14 protein-coding genes and 1 pseudogene are annotated in these 14,448 nt (G+C 51.1%); 8 read left to right on the forward strand and 7 right to left on the reverse strand.

Features of this window, described 5'->3' with window-relative positions; translation table 11 throughout:
• Positions 1–57: 57 nt before the first annotated feature.
• Positions 58–882, forward strand: coding sequence for a helix-turn-helix domain-containing protein (locus BH714_RS08255; RefSeq protein ID WP_032678286.1), 825 nt, complete (start codon positions 58–60; stop codon positions 880–882).
• A 52-nt stretch (positions 883–934) separates the two neighbouring features.
• Here the strand turns inward: BH714_RS08255 and BH714_RS08260 are convergent, their stop codons facing one another.
• The 4 genes and pseudogenes from BH714_RS08260 to BH714_RS08275 all read right to left on the reverse strand — a co-directional run bounded on the left by BH714_RS08260 (position 935) and on the right by BH714_RS08275 (position 4,033).
• On the reverse strand, positions 935–2,284 hold the full coding sequence (locus BH714_RS08260) for a sensor domain-containing diguanylate cyclase (protein ID WP_040019034.1): 1,350 nt from the start codon (positions 2,282–2,284) through the stop codon (positions 935–937).
• Between the two features lie 218 nt (positions 2,285–2,502).
• A pseudogene (locus BH714_RS08265) lies at positions 2,503–2,751 on the reverse strand (biofilm PGA synthesis protein pgaA domain protein); the annotation flags it as partial.
• A gap of 107 nt (positions 2,752–2,858) precedes the next feature.
• Positions 2,859–3,095, reverse strand: a complete 237-nt coding sequence (locus tag BH714_RS08270) for a hypothetical protein (RefSeq protein WP_040017640.1) — start codon at positions 3,093–3,095, stop codon at positions 2,859–2,861.
• A 113-nt stretch (positions 3,096–3,208) separates the two neighbouring features.
• A complete protein-coding gene (locus BH714_RS08275; protein WP_025204005.1) occupies positions 3,209–4,033 on the reverse strand; it encodes a helix-turn-helix transcriptional regulator in 825 nt (274 codons plus the stop codon).
• A gap of 317 nt (positions 4,034–4,350) precedes the next feature.
• Here BH714_RS08275 and fabI point away from each other — a divergent pair, with 317 nt between their 5' ends.
• From fabI to pdeR, 4 genes are all read left to right on the forward strand, one after another.
• Positions 4,351–5,139 carry an enoyl-ACP reductase FabI gene (fabI, locus tag BH714_RS08280; protein ID WP_020882447.1) on the forward strand — a complete coding sequence of 263 codons (789 nt, stop codon included), beginning with the start codon at positions 4,351–4,353 and terminating at the stop codon, positions 5,137–5,139.
• Between the two features lie 156 nt (positions 5,140–5,295).
• A complete protein-coding gene (locus BH714_RS08285; RefSeq protein ID WP_014170359.1) occupies positions 5,296–6,282 on the forward strand; it encodes a CMD domain-containing protein in 987 nt (328 codons plus the stop codon).
• An 88-nt stretch (positions 6,283–6,370) separates the two neighbouring features.
• Positions 6,371–8,305 (forward strand): exoribonuclease II, encoded by a 1,935-nt coding sequence (locus BH714_RS08290; RefSeq protein WP_020882446.1) that lies wholly within the window; start codon positions 6,371–6,373, stop codon positions 8,303–8,305.
• A 324-nt stretch (positions 8,306–8,629) separates the two neighbouring features.
• Positions 8,630–10,621, forward strand: a complete 1,992-nt coding sequence (gene pdeR, locus BH714_RS08295) for a cyclic di-GMP phosphodiesterase (RefSeq protein ID WP_040017641.1) — start codon at positions 8,630–8,632, stop codon at positions 10,619–10,621.
• Here pdeR and BH714_RS08300 read toward each other — a convergent pair.
• Complete coding sequence (locus BH714_RS08300; protein ID WP_014170362.1) at positions 10,618–11,484, reverse strand: crotonase/enoyl-CoA hydratase family protein; 867 nt, start codon at positions 11,482–11,484, stop codon at positions 10,618–10,620. The genes pdeR and BH714_RS08300 overlap by 4 nt on opposite strands.
• Before the next feature lie 192 nt (positions 11,485–11,676).
• Between BH714_RS08300 and BH714_RS08305 the strand changes: the two genes are divergently transcribed.
• The 3 genes from BH714_RS08305 to osmB all read left to right on the forward strand — a co-directional run bounded on the left by BH714_RS08305 (position 11,677) and on the right by osmB (position 13,137).
• Positions 11,677–11,859, forward strand: coding sequence for a YciZ family protein (locus tag BH714_RS08305; RefSeq protein WP_025204000.1), 183 nt, complete (start codon positions 11,677–11,679; stop codon positions 11,857–11,859).
• A gap of 43 nt (positions 11,860–11,902) precedes the next feature.
• The gene (gene yciT / locus BH714_RS08310; protein ID WP_020882444.1) at positions 11,903–12,655 is read left to right on the forward strand and encodes a DNA-binding transcriptional regulator YciT; all 753 of its coding nucleotides are present in this window, start codon (positions 11,903–11,905) and stop codon (positions 12,653–12,655) included.
• A gap of 263 nt (positions 12,656–12,918) precedes the next feature.
• Positions 12,919–13,137: an osmotically-inducible lipoprotein OsmB gene (gene osmB / locus BH714_RS08315; protein ID WP_008501216.1), complete on the forward strand. Its 219-nt coding sequence runs from the start codon at positions 12,919–12,921 to the stop codon at positions 13,135–13,137.
• Positions 13,138–13,240: 103 nt separating this feature from the next.
• Here the strand turns inward: osmB and yciH are convergent, their stop codons facing one another.
• Both yciH and pyrF read right to left on the reverse strand, forming a co-directional pair.
• Positions 13,241–13,567 (reverse strand): stress response translation initiation inhibitor YciH, encoded by a 327-nt coding sequence (gene yciH / locus BH714_RS08320; RefSeq protein ID WP_014170365.1) that lies wholly within the window; start codon positions 13,565–13,567, stop codon positions 13,241–13,243.
• Positions 13,567–14,304, reverse strand: a complete 738-nt coding sequence (pyrF, locus tag BH714_RS08325; RefSeq protein ID WP_020882443.1) for an orotidine-5'-phosphate decarboxylase — start codon at positions 14,302–14,304, stop codon at positions 13,567–13,569. The genes yciH and pyrF overlap by 1 nt, the downstream gene beginning before the upstream one ends.
• Positions 14,305–14,448: the final 144 nt, after the last annotated feature.

A 14,448-nucleotide genomic window follows, 5' to 3' on the forward strand; every position in this document is an offset into this window, starting at 1 on the left:
TAGACCCCACCGGCAATTTATTAATTACGTCATGACGCCACATGCTGTAGATATCGAATGAAAGATAGTATTAGTAAATATATTCTCACCTGGGTAGAGGAAAATAATTTTTCTATTTTACATATTGATCAACTGGTTAAAGATACCGGGTATAGCAGAAGAACCATCGAAACATGGTTTAAAGAGAAATATCACCTCTCTTTAGGTGAGTACATCCTAAGGAGAAGGCTGAGCCTTGCGGCCATCATGCTCAGAATGACGTCGCTTCCCGTTACGGACATTGCTTATTTATTTCACTACCAAAGCAGCCAGGGGTTTTCAAGAGCCTTTAAAAAGATGACGGGACTCACCCCTTCTGAATACAGAAATGCAAAAGAGTGGGATTTTGATATCCTTCAGCCCTCATTTTTATTAGACGATCTTCAAACACCCAAAATAACACTCTGTGAACTCAATGAGATTTTTCCGTATACCCATGAGATTATAGAGCACGATCATCTTTTTGATACAGCGGTGCACGATGTCACTAAAAAAATCAAAAAACTCCTGCTTGAGAATCGCGATCGGATCCAACAGCTTGCCATAGTGCCGCGCCGACCAGAACGTCTGGGTAAAAGCCGTTCCTATCTGGTAGAAGTCTTAATTTCATATTGTTTAGACAGCACTAAAACAACAAAGAAAGACACACTTTTACTTACCGGGAAATATGCAAAAATGTCCTTTGAAGGCAGCTGGGAGAGTTATAGCGCCTATAACAAAATTGCGTTTGTTAAGGCAATGGTGACGAACCGCCTGACGTTGCGCGATGGCATTCATTTAATGCGTTTTAACGCCTGCAGCGATGAGCGCGTTAACTTTGATATTTACATCCCTGTGTTATAACCCCGTTTTTTCTTGCGCGTAAATCACACCGCGGGAGGCGCGCAACGCCGGTTCAGACCGACCCTGCGGCCTGTCTGCACACGGTTCTGTTTTTACCACCGTGCTTGGCCTCATACAGTGCTTCATCCACATCACGAATGATATCGCTACTGTTGACGTTTTCCTGAATGGCTGAGCACACGCCAATACTTAACGTTACCGTCAGGGGCACCGCGTACAGGTTACCCTGCCCGGTGCGTTGCTCAACATTCTGACGAATCCGTTCTGCGACGGCTACGGCCATACTCCTGTCCGTGTCGGGCAACAGCAGGCCAAACTCTTCACCTCCCAGTCTGGCAAAGACGTCATTATCACGAATACTGTCTTTAATAATATCCACGACCGCCAGAATGACGCGGTCCCCCACAGGATGTCCCCAGGTGTCATTAATGGTCTTAAAGTTATCGATATCCAGCATCATAATGCTGGTGCCCTTTTCTGTTCTGAGCATGCGGAGCCGCTGAAGTGCCTCAAAAAAATACTTGCGGTTGAAGATCTGCGTAAGGGGATCGCGGTTAACCCGATCGCCAAAAAATCTCAGCAAGCTGAAGACATGTAACAGTAAGGTACAGATAACAAATAGTTTACTGAACACTTCTACCGCCCGGCTGATATACCAGAGCGACAGGTTATACGTATCGAGTAAGAGCAGGAAAAAGTTATAGGTGATCGCAGAAAGGCATACCACGATGATGCTGTTCCAGACGCCAGATGAAAAGCGTGTCACGTAAGTCATGTAGCAGGCCAGGGCCGACCAGAGCACTATCAGAGCGTTAACGTAGCGGACATCCCAGACAGGATGATACTGATCGGGGCGATACGCGGCTATCGTTAATGTCCAGGTTGGATTGTAGCTGCTCAACGCATGGGCCAGCACCGGGAACATAACCAAGGGGATTAACGATATTAGCGCCAGCCAGACCTTATTCCGTAATGTGAACCGTCGCCGTGCCGTGTGTTTCTCCACCCATACAGCAAGCCCCAGCAAAAAAATAAAACTTAACTGGCGGAAAAAATAAAATACCGCCGTATCGTTTGTTTTTAGCGTATGGGTTAACCCGGCGTCTTCAGGAAGCTGAATGACGATAATGGTTTCTATGAAATAGATGAGACCGCTCAGAAACGCCATGCTCAGGATTAACAGAGATAAATGAGACCGGTCAGACGCATACTGCATCTGGGTAAAAATAAAGATAATGGTATCCAGAAAAAATAGCGCAATCATGACGATCAAATAGGTTGTCATGGGTACCCTGAAACCTGGATTATCATTTACAAAAAAGGAGTTCACCGCGATCATCAGTGCAAACAGCAGCGCACCGGACAGCACGATCATTTTCTCAGCCAACGTAATGTTATTCATGTTCATTAATACCGCATAAATAAAAGACGTGAAACGGCAGAGCGATTTACACCATTCTCTGCTTAACATCGAGGGGCAAACCGGTCAGGCTTGCCACCCTCTTTTCAGATGCTTCAGTTAACCGACCTCAGTCTGTTGAAGTGGATTATCCCGGTCGATGTCGTACCGAACCGGGATATTCCCTACTGCGCTTTACTCACCAGTGAGATCACTCTTACCTGCTTGTTGCGATAGGCTATCGCCAGCGCTGAATAGGCCCTCGCCGGTAACGTGTGATGTTTGTATTGTGAATAGACGTTGATAACCTCATTATCTTTACCGGCCCACAGGGCGATTTGCATCCAGTCGGCGACCTGAGACTCATCAAGCCGATGGTGGCCTGAAAACCATGACAAGGCTGGTTCCGTATTGCCTTTTCTCGCCTCGATAATCAGAGCGTCATACTGACTATGTTCCTCTGGTGTCATGGCCGACACCGTCGCGTAAGGAAAAGAAACCGTTCCGACAATTAACGTCTTAACTAATAACTGTGCAATCCTCATGCATGCATTCCATATATCCGTATATGTTAAACTTAGTGATGCGTTTTATTCTGTAAAAGAAAATGTGGAAAATACTCCTCCCCTGAAGCATATTGAAAGAAATGGCGAAACTCCTCTAACTTTCGCTCATATTTCCCCCTGTCCTCCTCCGAAATTCTTGTCAGGACACAATCCTGCAGATTATCGATACCGAGCCATTCGCTAAATGCGACGGAATAGGCAATTGAGTCGATATCATTATCATCGAATCGATACAATTCTTCTTTCATCGTTCACAACTCCATTTGTAAAACATCTGTTTTGCGAGGAATATATAGCGTCAGGGCTCACAGATGAGAGCCCGTACTGACTGATTCGTTTTAATTACGAGACGGTGCCAGACTCAGACTATGGGTATATAAATATCAAATACGACCTTATCTTCGGAGCAGGAATGGAACGTCATTAAATGGGTTTCATTACGCAGCCTGAATTGATGATATGACATTACCCACAAATAGTTCTTTTTGCTGAGCTTACCGTAGGCGCTCCAGCTACCGTCATACCGCATAACGGCATATTTACCGGAAAAATGATATTCCTGTTTTTGGTGCGACGTATTATCCGGTGACAGATAATCAATTATGACTTCAGCCATGTTTTCCCGGCTTTTATCCAGGCCTTCTGGACGCCGTCCCCTGATGGCGATTTCTTTTACCTCCCCACGATGATCAAGCAAAAGTTTTCTCAGTCTTTTGGTCACATCCTGTATCGCAGGATTAAAAATATGATCATATTCCGTCAGGGTATCGTTATAGGAAAACGTCCGCGCCAGCCGACATATCTTCACGTCAGGTTTACGGAGCCCTTCTAATAACAGTGAAGGATGGTAACGCTGGAAGTCCCATATTTCATCGCTTCGATATTGAGACGGTGTTTTCCCGGTCAATTTCTTAAACGCGCGGGCAAAACCCTGTCCACTATGATACTGAAAAATGTGAGCGATTTCGGTGACCGGCAGCGACGTCATCCTTAATAAAGACGCGGCATAGCTCATTCGTCTCCTGAGCATATACTCACCCAGCGACTGGTGGAATTGGTGTTTAAACCAGATTTCGAGCGTCCTTCTGCTGTAACCCGTTTTTACGACCAGCCGGTCGATATGCTCCAGAGATAAAATATTATCTTCAACCCAGTCTATAACGTGTTTGTTAATGATTTCTTTCATGTTTTGACTCTAACTGGATTGTAATACGTAAAATCCACTGAACGGATCATTTTGCGCAAAAACGCCCGCCTCTGGTTGGATGAGGCGAACCGGCCGCGCAGTGATATAATGGACGGATGCCTGTGAAACAGCGTGATAACGCGTTCGCTCACCCCCTTCCATGACATACGTCACGGGCTTTGAGCGAGAAATAGCGTGACACAAGGGGCACTGAGTGGGATATAATTTCGAGCTAATTTCGAATGACTTTGAAATGTTGCCTGTAATGCTATGATTTACAAGGCAAAAAATAAGCAATGAATATAAGGATTAAATCTATGGGTTTTCTTTCCGGTAAGCGCATTCTGGTAACTGGCGTTGCCAGCAAACTGTCCATCGCATACGGCATCGCACAGGCTATGCATCGCGAAGGCGCTGAGCTGGCGTTCACCTACCAGAACGACAAGCTGAAAGGCCGTGTAGAAGAGTTTGCCGCGCAGCTGGGTTCCAGCCTTGTTCTGGAATGCGACGTTGCACAAGACGAAAGCATCGATGGCATGTTTGCTGAACTGGCAAAAGCATGGCCGAAATTCGACGGTTTCGTTCACTCCATCGGCTTCGCTCCTGGCGATCAGCTGGACGGCGACTACGTGAACGCGGTAACCCGTGATGGCTTCAAAATCGCTCACGACATCAGCTCCTACAGCTTCGTGGCAATGGCTAAATCTTGCCGTGCGATGTTGAACCCAGGCGCAGCTCTGCTGACCCTGTCCTATCTGGGCGCAGAACGTGCTATCCCTAACTACAACGTTATGGGTCTGGCTAAAGCGTCTCTGGAAGCAAACGTCCGCTACATGGCGAACGCGATGGGTCCAGAAGGTGTGCGTGTGAACGCTATCTCCGCGGGTCCAATCCGTACCCTGGCAGCTTCCGGTATCAAAGATTTCCGTAAAATGCTGGCGCACTGCGAAGCGGTTACGCCGATTCGTCGTACCGTTACCATTGAAGATGTGGGTAACTCTGCAGCGTTCCTGTGCTCTGACCTTTCCGCGGGTATCTCCGGCGAAGTGGTTCACGTTGACGGCGGCTTCAACATCGCTGCAATGAACGAGCTGGAAATTAAATAAGCTGTGACTCTCTTCCCTCACGGGAAGAGAGTTTTCCTTCCTCCGCCCGACCCCTTCGTTATTCCGTTCAGCTATTTGTTATCACCTAACAATATTTTTCCCCACATCTGCCTTACGCCAGGATATTGATCGCCATTTTGAGATCAAGGAACGCCCATGGAACAACGCCGTTTTTCCGGCAAAGGCCACTGGTACCACGAAACCCAGTCAAACCACGCGCAGACGGATGTTCTGCCTCTGGTGCCCGAAGCCGCTAACGTCGACGATCGTTTTTTGCTCGATTTAGCCCTGCCTGACGAGATTGTCGCCGCCTGTACTGGCTGGCTCACCCCTGCCAGAACCTTATGCCACCTGTTGTTTCCGCTCTCAATCTCCGTTAACCGGCTGCATACGCTCAGCGCCTACGACAGATTGAGTACTGCATTAACGGTCGCGCAGGCCTGTGGCGTCCAACGGTTGTGTAACCACTATGCCGCCCTCCTCGCCCCGCTTCCCGGCCCTGACTCCTCACGCGAAAGTAACCGCCGCCTGGCACAAATCACCCAGTACGCCCGTCAGCTCGCCAGCTCACCTGATGTCATCGATGATAAAGCACAGCAGCAGCTTGATGAGGTGGGCCTGACAACCTACGACATGGTGCTTATTAATCAGATTATCGGCTTTATCGGTTTTCAGGCACGCGTGGTGGCCGTCTTTCAGGCCCTGCTGGGGCATCCTGTACGCTGGCTACCCGGCCACCATATTCAGCCGCACACGCTGCCAGCCGCTCCTGAGTCCTGGGTGGCGCTTTTACCTGTCGTTGAACTGCGTTATGCCAGCGCGCATCAGCTTGAATCGCTTTCCCGCTGGCAGGCCGAACCCGCTCTTGAAGCGCTGACGCCAGTACTCAGCCATGAGCCCATCCTGCTCGACCTGACGGGTGAGATCCTGGTAAACAGCCATGATGATATTTCTCTTGATTCGCCGGCGCTTTCGGCGGCAATCGACTTGTTGACGCGTTCTCCGGACCGCTTCAGTGCCGCACAGTTCACCCCGCTCACTGAACAAGGACTGCCTGCGGTACGGGCGATAAAACTGCTCACCCGGAGCGCGATGGATGGCTGGCTTGAACGCCTGAAAGTCGCGTTTGGCAAAGGGGAATAACCATACTAATTACCCAAAGACCGCTTGCTGTGACAGTGAGAATCGCGTAAAACTGTCAGCCGCTCAATGGCTACGAAAATAGAACATTATGTTTCAGGACAACCCGCTGCTAGCGCAGCTTAAACAGCAACTGCATTCCCAGACGCCGCGTGCAGAAGGGGTCGTAAAAGCCACGGAAAAGGGCTTTGGCTTCCTTGAAGTTGATGCGCAGAAAAGCTACTTCATTCCGCCACCGCAGATGAAGAAAGTGATGCATGGCGACCGCATTACGGCCGTCATTCATACCGAAAAGGAACGTGAGTCCGCCGAGCCGGAAGAACTGATCGAACCGTTCCTGACCCGCTTCGTGGGCAAGGTCCAGCGAAAAGACGATCGTCTTTCTATCGTGCCGGATCATCCCCTGCTGAAAGATGCCATTCCTTGCCGCGCCGCCCGTGGTGTTGAGCATGATTTCAAAGAAGGTGACTGGGCCGTAGCAGAAATGCGCCGTCATCCTCTGAAAGGCGATCGTGGCTTTTATGCTGAACTGACCCAGTTCATCACCTTTGGCGACGACCATTTCGTGCCATGGTGGGTGACGCTTGCACGCCATAATCTTGAGAAAGAAGCGCCAGACGGCGTAGCGACTGAAATGCAGGACGAAGGCCTGACGCGTCGCGACCTCACTGCCCTGGAGTTTGTCACTATCGACAGCGCCAGCACAGAAGATATGGATGATGCGCTGTATGCGGAAGAGAGCGCTGATGGCAAATTGCATTTGACCGTCGCCATTGCCGATCCCACCGCCTGGATCGTTGAAGGCAGCAAGCTGGACGATATGGCAAAAGTCCGATCGTTCACTAACTACCTGCCGGGCTTCAACATCCCCATGTTGCCGCGCGAACTGTCAGATGACCTCTGCTCACTGCGTCCAAATGAAGTGCGTCCGGTCCTTGCCTGCCGCATGACCATCGCCGCCGATGGCGCGATCGAAGACGATATTGAATTTTTTGCCGCAACCATCGAATCGAAAGCCAAGCTGGCCTACGACAATGTTTCCGACTGGCTTGAGAATACCGGCACCTGGAAACCGGAATCAGACGCGATTGCCGCACAGATCCGCCTGCTGCACCGCATTTGTCTGAACCGCGGCGAGTGGCGTAAAACCCATGCGCTGGTCTTTAAGGATCGTCCGGACTATCGCTTTGTCCTGGGTGAAAAAGGTGAAGTGCTGAATATCGTGGCCGAACCGCGTCGCATTGCGAACCGCATTGTTGAAGAAGCGATGATTTCTGCCAACATTTGTGCCGCTCGCGTCCTGCGTGACAAGCTGGGCTTTGGTATTTACAACGTCCACACCGGTTTTGATCCGGCCAATACCGAAGCGCTGGCGGCCCTGCTGAAGAACCACGATGTGCACGTTGACCCTGAAGAAGTGCTGACGCTGCAGGGCTTCTGTAAGCTGCGCCGCGAGCTGGATGCACAGCCATCCGGTTTCCTCGACAGCCGCATCCGTCGTTTCCAGTCCTTTGCTGAAATCAGCACCGAGCCGGGTCCACACTTTGGCCTCGGCCTGGAAGCCTACGCGACCTGGACGTCACCTATTCGTAAGTATGGCGACATGGTCAACCACCGTCTGCTGAAGGCGATCATTAAGGGTGAGTCCATTGCGCGTCCGCAAAATGACACCACCCTGCAGATGGCCGAACGACGTCGCCTGAACCGTATGGCGGAACGTGACGTGGGAGACTGGCTGTACGCACGCTACCTGCAGGATAAAGCGGGTACAGATACTCGCTTCGCCGCAGAAATCATTGATATCAGCCGGGGCGGTATGCGCGTTCGCCTGGTGGATAACGGCGCCGTCGCCTTTATCCCTGCCCCGTTCCTGCATGCCGTCCGTGACGAACTGGTCTGCAGTCAGGAGAATGGTACTGTGCAAATCAAAGGTGAAACAGTTTACAAAGTCACAGACGTGATTGACGTAAACATCGCTGAAGTTCGCATGGAAACCCGCAGCGTTATCGCGCGCCCGGTCGCCTGATAACCGCTTAAATTGTCGGCCGTTTCCCTTCGGGAAGCGCCGACAATTTTTCTTTTGAACCCCCGCCGCAAAATCATTATTTTTTCGTACTATTTTCAGCGTCTTCCCGCCCAAAATCGCCATAATTATCTACAGTAAAAGAGTGCCGTTATATTCGGTTACGTGAATTTTTATACAATAAATAGCCTTTTTCGCCAGACGCGTTTTTTATAAGAAAACCGGGAAAAAACACGACGTTCATTTTGGGGTTGCCGCTGTTTCACAACGGAAAAGTCGACGGCAAATGAATAATTTGTGCGCTAATGAGCAGCTGCGGGAGAAAACATGATGGACGATCTGGAGCAGAATTTGCTGTTTCGTTACATGGGTACGCATAGCCCCTGGTGGCGAATGACAGCTGACAGCAATGCTCTGCACCTTGCCGCCAGCGAAAATGCCGATGTGACTGAGGTGGTGGCGCTGGATGATGAACAAGCCGAACTCATCCGCCAGTTAACCGTCATTACCTCCAGCATCTCCATGACGCTCTCGTTGTACGGCGAAGATGTCCCGGTTCATCTTGTGGGGCGCAAAATAACCCGAAATGAATGGGCCGGCACCGCGTCAGCGTGGAACGATACGCCCTCCGTGGCTCGTGACCTGGCTCAGGGCCTCTCTTTTGCTGAACAGGTTGTCTCTGAAGCCAACTCCGTCATCGTTATTCTCGATCATAACGGCAATATTCAGCGTTTTAACCGGCTGAGTGAAGAATATACCGGTCTGAAAGAACAAGAAGTTATTGGCCAGAACGTGTTCAAGCTGTTTATGAGCCGGAGCGAAGCGGCAGCTTCAAAGCGCAATATCACCGGTTTTTTTCGCAACGGCAGCTCCTACGAGGTCGAACGCTGGATCAAAACGCGTAAAGGGCAACGGCTGTTTTTGTTCAGAAACAAGTTTGTTCATAGCGGCAGCGGCAAAAATGAAATTTTCCTTATCTGTTCCGGCACCGACATTACCGAGGAGCGCCGCGCCCAGGAGCGTCTGCGCGTGCTGGCCAATACCGACACCATTACCGGTTTACCAAACCGTAATGCGATCCACGAACTGATTTCTGATGCCATCGCCAGCCGCGGTGAAACGCAGGTAGGCGTGGTGTATCTCGACCTGGATAACTTTAAAAAGGTCAACGATGCCTATGGGCATATGTTTGGCGACCAGCTATTGCAGGCTGTCGCTCTGGCCATTCTGAGCTGTCTGGATGACGGTCAGGTGCTGGCGCGACTTGGCGGCGATGAGTTTATTGTCATGGCCACAGATACCTCTCAGGGCTCTCTGGAAGCCATGGCGTCGCGGATCTTAACCCGTCTGCGCCAGCCGTTCAGAATCGGCCTGATAGAAATTTACACCGGTTGCTCGCTCGGTATCGCCCTCGCCCCCCAGCACGGTAACGACAGGGAAAGCGTCATCCGTAATGCCGATACCGCCATGTACACGGCGAAAGAGAATGGCCGGGGCAAGTTCTGCGTCTTCTCACCTGAGATGAACCAGCGCGTATTTGAATATCTCTGGCTGGATACCAACCTGCGTAAAGCGCTGGATAACGATCAGCTTCTGATTCATTACCAGCCTAAAATTACCTGGCGGGGTGAAATCCGAAGTCTTGAAGCGCTGGTGCGCTGGCAGTCGCCGGAACGCGGTTTAATCCCTCCGCTGGAGTTTATCTCTTATGCCGAGGAGTCGGGATTGATTGTCCCGCTGGGCCGCTGGGTGATGCTTGATGTGGTGCGCCAGGTGGCTAAATGGCGCGATAAGGGGATTAATCTGCGCGTGGCGGTCAACGTCTCCGCACGTCAGCTGGCCGACCAGACCATTTTCAGCGATTTAAAGCAGGCGCTGAAGGATTTGGATTTTGAATACTGCCCTATCGACGTTGAACTCACGGAAAGCTGCCTTATCGAAAACGAAGAGCTGGCGCTCTCTGTGATCCAGCAGTTCAGCAAGCTTGGCGCGCAAATTCATCTTGATGATTTCGGCACCGGCTACTCGTCTCTGTCGCAGCTGGCGCGGTTCCCTATCGACGCCATTAAACTCGATCAATCCTTCGTCAGGGGTATTCATAAACAATCGATCTCCCAGTCTCTGGTGCGGGCCATCGTCGCGGTGGCACAGGCATTAAACCTGCAGGTCATTGCTGAAGGGGTCGAGAGCGCGAAAGAAGACGCCTTTCTGACCAAGAACGGCGTCAACGAACGGCAGGGCTTTCTCTTCGCTAAGCCGATGCCCGCTGCCGCATTCGAGCGATGGCTAAAGCGATATCAGTCGCGAAAACAACGTTAACTGGCTTTGCGTAATGCCCCATGATGGCGGTTTTGCAGCATCACCAGACGCTCCATATAGGCGATATCTTTTGGCTCGAGGCAGAACGCCGCATCAACCCAGTCTTCCGTGATATCCATCAGTTCACTGCGCGGCAGTTGCAGTACCCGGGTTCGGGCGCGCAACATCGCCCTTACCCCGTTCAGCTTCGGCCGCAGCGTGTCGATGAAGGTTCTGACGGAGACGTAGCTCTGCCCGGGCTCAAACAGCACATCGACCAATCCATGTTGTTCGTACCATTCTGCCGTATGCGACTCCCCCTTATAGATGAGTTCTTCCGCCAGTTTCATCCCTGCCCGACGTGCGACCAGCGAATATGCCCCCATGCCCGGGAACAGGTTGAAGGCAATTTCCGGGAAGCCCAGACGGGCATCGCGCTGAGAGAGAACAAAATGGTGTGCCAGCGCAGCCTCAAACCCACCGCCTAGCGCGCTGCCTTCAACCATCGCCAGAGAGACCGCGCCCGTATCAAACCCCCGAGACGCTGCGTGGACACAGTCGACGCAGGCACGTGCATACGCGCGTAACGCTTCACGCCGTCCATTTTGAATGCACTCTACGAAGAACTGTAAATCGCCTCCCGCGTTATACATTTCAGGAACCAGTGACCCGGTTACCCAAAAATCGACCAGATACCCGGACTGGCGAACCAGCCAGGAGAGGTTCATGATCTCCTCAATTAACGCATGATTAAAACAAGGACGAGGTTGCGCCCGCAGCATCATCCAGATGGTGTGCCGCTCTTCCTCGTAGTAGGCTGACAACTGTGTGAAACGTTCAGTATCGGTAAACAGGGTGCAGGTAGGCTGGTTGATAACTGTCATAGTCTAATTCCTCACAGAAAAAGCGCCTTGCGCGCAGTTTTAGACTAATCCACTCATTAAGCCCGCAGCATGTGGGGGAATAAATTTATCACTTTCATTTATGTGATTTAGTTATTGCATTTTTTCCCTTCTCTTTTGATCCCATTTTCTGCATCATTGAAAATATTACCTTTTCGCACCTGGGGTGAGATTATGTCTACTATTGATGCACAAGCTGTAGCACAACGTATTGATACCGTGCTGGATATCCTGGTGGCAGGCGATTATCACTCGGCGATCCGTAATCTGGAGATCCTGAAGTCTGAACTTCTTGCTCAGAAGGGTGCTGAAAACGCGCCTGAGAACGGACAGCCAAAAGCGCCGTGGGAAGTTTGATCCTGCTGTTTTCGAACCTGTTTCGCTTTATTAATTGGATGCTATGAATTCCCGACAACAAATCATTTTGCAGATGGTCATTGACCAGGGACGCGTCAGCGTAGTCGATCTCGCTAAAACCACCGGCGTTTCAGAAGTCACCATCCGCCAGGATCTTAACCTGCTGGAGAAACAGAGCTACCTGCGTCGTGCGCATGGATATGCGGTCCCGCTCGATAGCGAGGATGTTGAGACGCGCATGATGAACAACTACGCCCTGAAGCGTGAGCTGGCGGAGTTTGCCGCGTCTTTAGTTAACAATGGCGAGACGGTGTTTATCGAAAACGGCAGTAGCAATGCCTTACTGGCGCGCACGCTTGCCGAACAGAAAGACGTTACTATCATCACGGTCAGTAGCTATATCGCGCATCTGCTCAAAGAGACCCGCTGCGAGGTGATCCTGCTGGGCGGCATTTACCAGAAAAAAAGCGAAAGCATGGTTGGCCCCCTGACCCGCCAGTATGTTCAGCAGGTCCATTTCAGTAAGGCCTTTATTGGTATTGATGGCTGGCAGCCAGAAACGGGCTTCACCGGCCGCGATATGATGCGTTCTGATGTGGTGAATGCGGTGCTGGAAAAAGAGTGTGAGGCCATTGTGCTGACTGATAGCTCAAAATTTGGCGCCGTTCACCCTTATACCATGGGGCCAGTCTCTCGCTTTAGCCGCGTAATTACCGACGAACGTTTGAGCGATGAGCATCGTATTAAACTGGAAGATGACGGTCTTATCGTCAATATTATTAAAAAGTCGTCCTGAGTCCTTTAAGCGCCCGAATGCCGGGCGCCTATGCCCCTACTGTCTGAGATGATTCCTAACCCTCCTTTAAGAGTTTTTACCTGTTTAACCCGCCTTAAAGTCGTAAAATTAATGTTAGCGATATAACAGGAAGTGACTATCACCTGCGTGATTACGTAACGCCTGCGCGACCAGCTTTCACGGAAAACAGTTTTTAAGTATTCAATTCGTCTATACTTAAAGCGTAGCTCTTTCCGTGAATCGATAATTCAGGAGAAAGTATTATGACCTTAACCAGCAAAAAATTAGCCGCCGCTGTTCTGGCAATCACTGTAGCAATGTCCCTGAGCGCTTGCTCTAACTGGTCTAAACGTGACCGCAACACCGCAATTGGTGCCGGTGCTGGTGCTCTGGGCGGTGCGGTATTAACAGATGGTAGTACGCTGGGTACATTAGGTGGCGCTGCTGTCGGTGGTATTATCGGTCACCAGGTCGGCAAATAATTATTAAATAAGCCTCCACCGGTACTGCTATATTAGAACGCATTTCAGGTCTGACTTACGCACGTAAAAAAAGAGCCACGGCAAATGCCGTGGCTCATCTATTTTAGCCGCCCGCCAGTTTCACTTTCATGCCTTTGGCTTCGAGCAGGGATTTAATTAAATCACGTTTATCGCCCTGGATTTCGATAATGCCGTCTTTCACGGCACCACCGCAACCACATTTCTTTTTCAGATCGGCGGCCAGCTTAACCAGTTCCGCGTCGTCAAGATCAATGCCGGAGATAAGGCATACGCCCTTACCTTTGCGTCCACTGGTTTGACGCTGGATACGAACAATACCGTCCCCCTTCGGGCGCTCGGCTTTCGCTTTTGGTTCGTCTATGCGCCCACTTTCTGTTGAATAGACCAGACGACTGTTTGAATCAGTCATTATGCCCCCTTTTTCAGTGATGCGTTGATCGCCTTGAGCGTCTCTGACGGGTTAGCAGACTGCGTCACAGGACGCCCGATGACCATATAGTCTACCCCTGCCGCCAGCGCCTGTTCAGGCGTCATAATGCGACGCTGATCGCCTGCCTCGCTGCCGGCCGGGCGGATACCTGGGGTAACGAGTTTGAAAGCCTGGCCCAGTTCTGATTTGAAACGCACGGCTTCCTGCGCGGAACAGACGACACCATCAAGCCCGCAATTTTGCGTCAGGCGCGCGAGGCGCTCTGCATGCTCCGCAGGTGACAACGTCACGCCGAGATCGCGTAAATCACTCTCATCCATACTGGTCAGTACGGTTACGGCAATCAGTAACGGTGCATCGCTGCCGAACGGCAGGAGCGCTTCACGGGCTGCGGTCATCATTCTTGCCCCACCCGATGCATGCACATTGACCATCCACACCCCCAGTTCTGCAGCAGCAGCCACGGCGTGCGCGGTGGTATTCGGGATATCGTGGAATTTAAGGTCGAGGAAAACGTCAAAACCGCGCTGTTGCAGATCGCGTACGATTTGCGGTCCAAACAGCGTGAACATCTCTTTGCCAACTTTAAGACGGCAGTCGCGAGGGTCTATACCGTCGACAAAGGCCAGTGCCGCGTCACGTTTATTGTAATCAAGCGCAACAACAACAGGAGAATCAGTAATTACGCGGGAAGCGGAGGAAGTAACAGACGTCATGACCAGCCCTTTTCGTCTATGGGCGCGCAGCGGCGCGGAACAGATAAACGGCGAGCATTCTACCTGCCAGCGCTGCAAATTGACAGGATCGATTTACTCTCCTGGCTGGCCGGCAAACCGCACGGACTCGATGGGTTCTGAAAA

Origin of the sequence: Enterobacter ludwigii, from assembly GCF_001750725.1 — a bacterium.
Lineage (GTDB): Bacteria > Pseudomonadota > Gammaproteobacteria > Enterobacterales > Enterobacteriaceae > Enterobacter > Enterobacter ludwigii.

Bases quoted from the DNA above. Each gene is read 5' to 3' on its own strand.
- BH714_RS08255 (WP_032678286.1), top strand. From the start codon at position 58: ATGAAAGATAGTATTAGTAAATATATTCTCACCTGGGTAGAGGAAAAT.
- BH714_RS08260 (WP_040019034.1), bottom strand. From the start codon at position 2,284: ATGAATAACATTACGTTGGCTGAGAAAATGATCGTGCTGTCCGGTGCG.
- BH714_RS08270 (WP_040017640.1), bottom strand. From the start codon at position 3,095: ATGAAAGAAGAATTGTATCGATTCGATGATAATGATATCGACTCAATT.
- BH714_RS08275 (WP_025204005.1), bottom strand. From the start codon at position 4,033: ATGAAAGAAATCATTAACAAACACGTTATAGACTGGGTTGAAGATAAT.
- fabI (WP_020882447.1), top strand. From the start codon at position 4,351: ATGGGTTTTCTTTCCGGTAAGCGCATTCTGGTAACTGGCGTTGCCAGC.
- BH714_RS08285 (WP_014170359.1), top strand. From the start codon at position 5,296: ATGGAACAACGCCGTTTTTCCGGCAAAGGCCACTGGTACCACGAAACC.
- BH714_RS08290 (WP_020882446.1), top strand. From the start codon at position 6,371: ATGTTTCAGGACAACCCGCTGCTAGCGCAGCTTAAACAGCAACTGCAT.
- pdeR (WP_040017641.1), top strand. From the start codon at position 8,630: ATGATGGACGATCTGGAGCAGAATTTGCTGTTTCGTTACATGGGTACG.
- BH714_RS08300 (WP_014170362.1), bottom strand. From the start codon at position 11,484: ATGACAGTTATCAACCAGCCTACCTGCACCCTGTTTACCGATACTGAA.
- BH714_RS08305 (WP_025204000.1), top strand. From the start codon at position 11,677: ATGTCTACTATTGATGCACAAGCTGTAGCACAACGTATTGATACCGTG.
- yciT (WP_020882444.1), top strand. From the start codon at position 11,903: ATGAATTCCCGACAACAAATCATTTTGCAGATGGTCATTGACCAGGGA.
- osmB (WP_008501216.1), top strand. From the start codon at position 12,919: ATGACCTTAACCAGCAAAAAATTAGCCGCCGCTGTTCTGGCAATCACT.
- yciH (WP_014170365.1), bottom strand. From the start codon at position 13,567: ATGACTGATTCAAACAGTCGTCTGGTCTATTCAACAGAAAGTGGGCGC.
- pyrF (WP_020882443.1), bottom strand. From the start codon at position 14,304: ATGACGTCTGTTACTTCCTCCGCTTCCCGCGTAATTACTGATTCTCCT.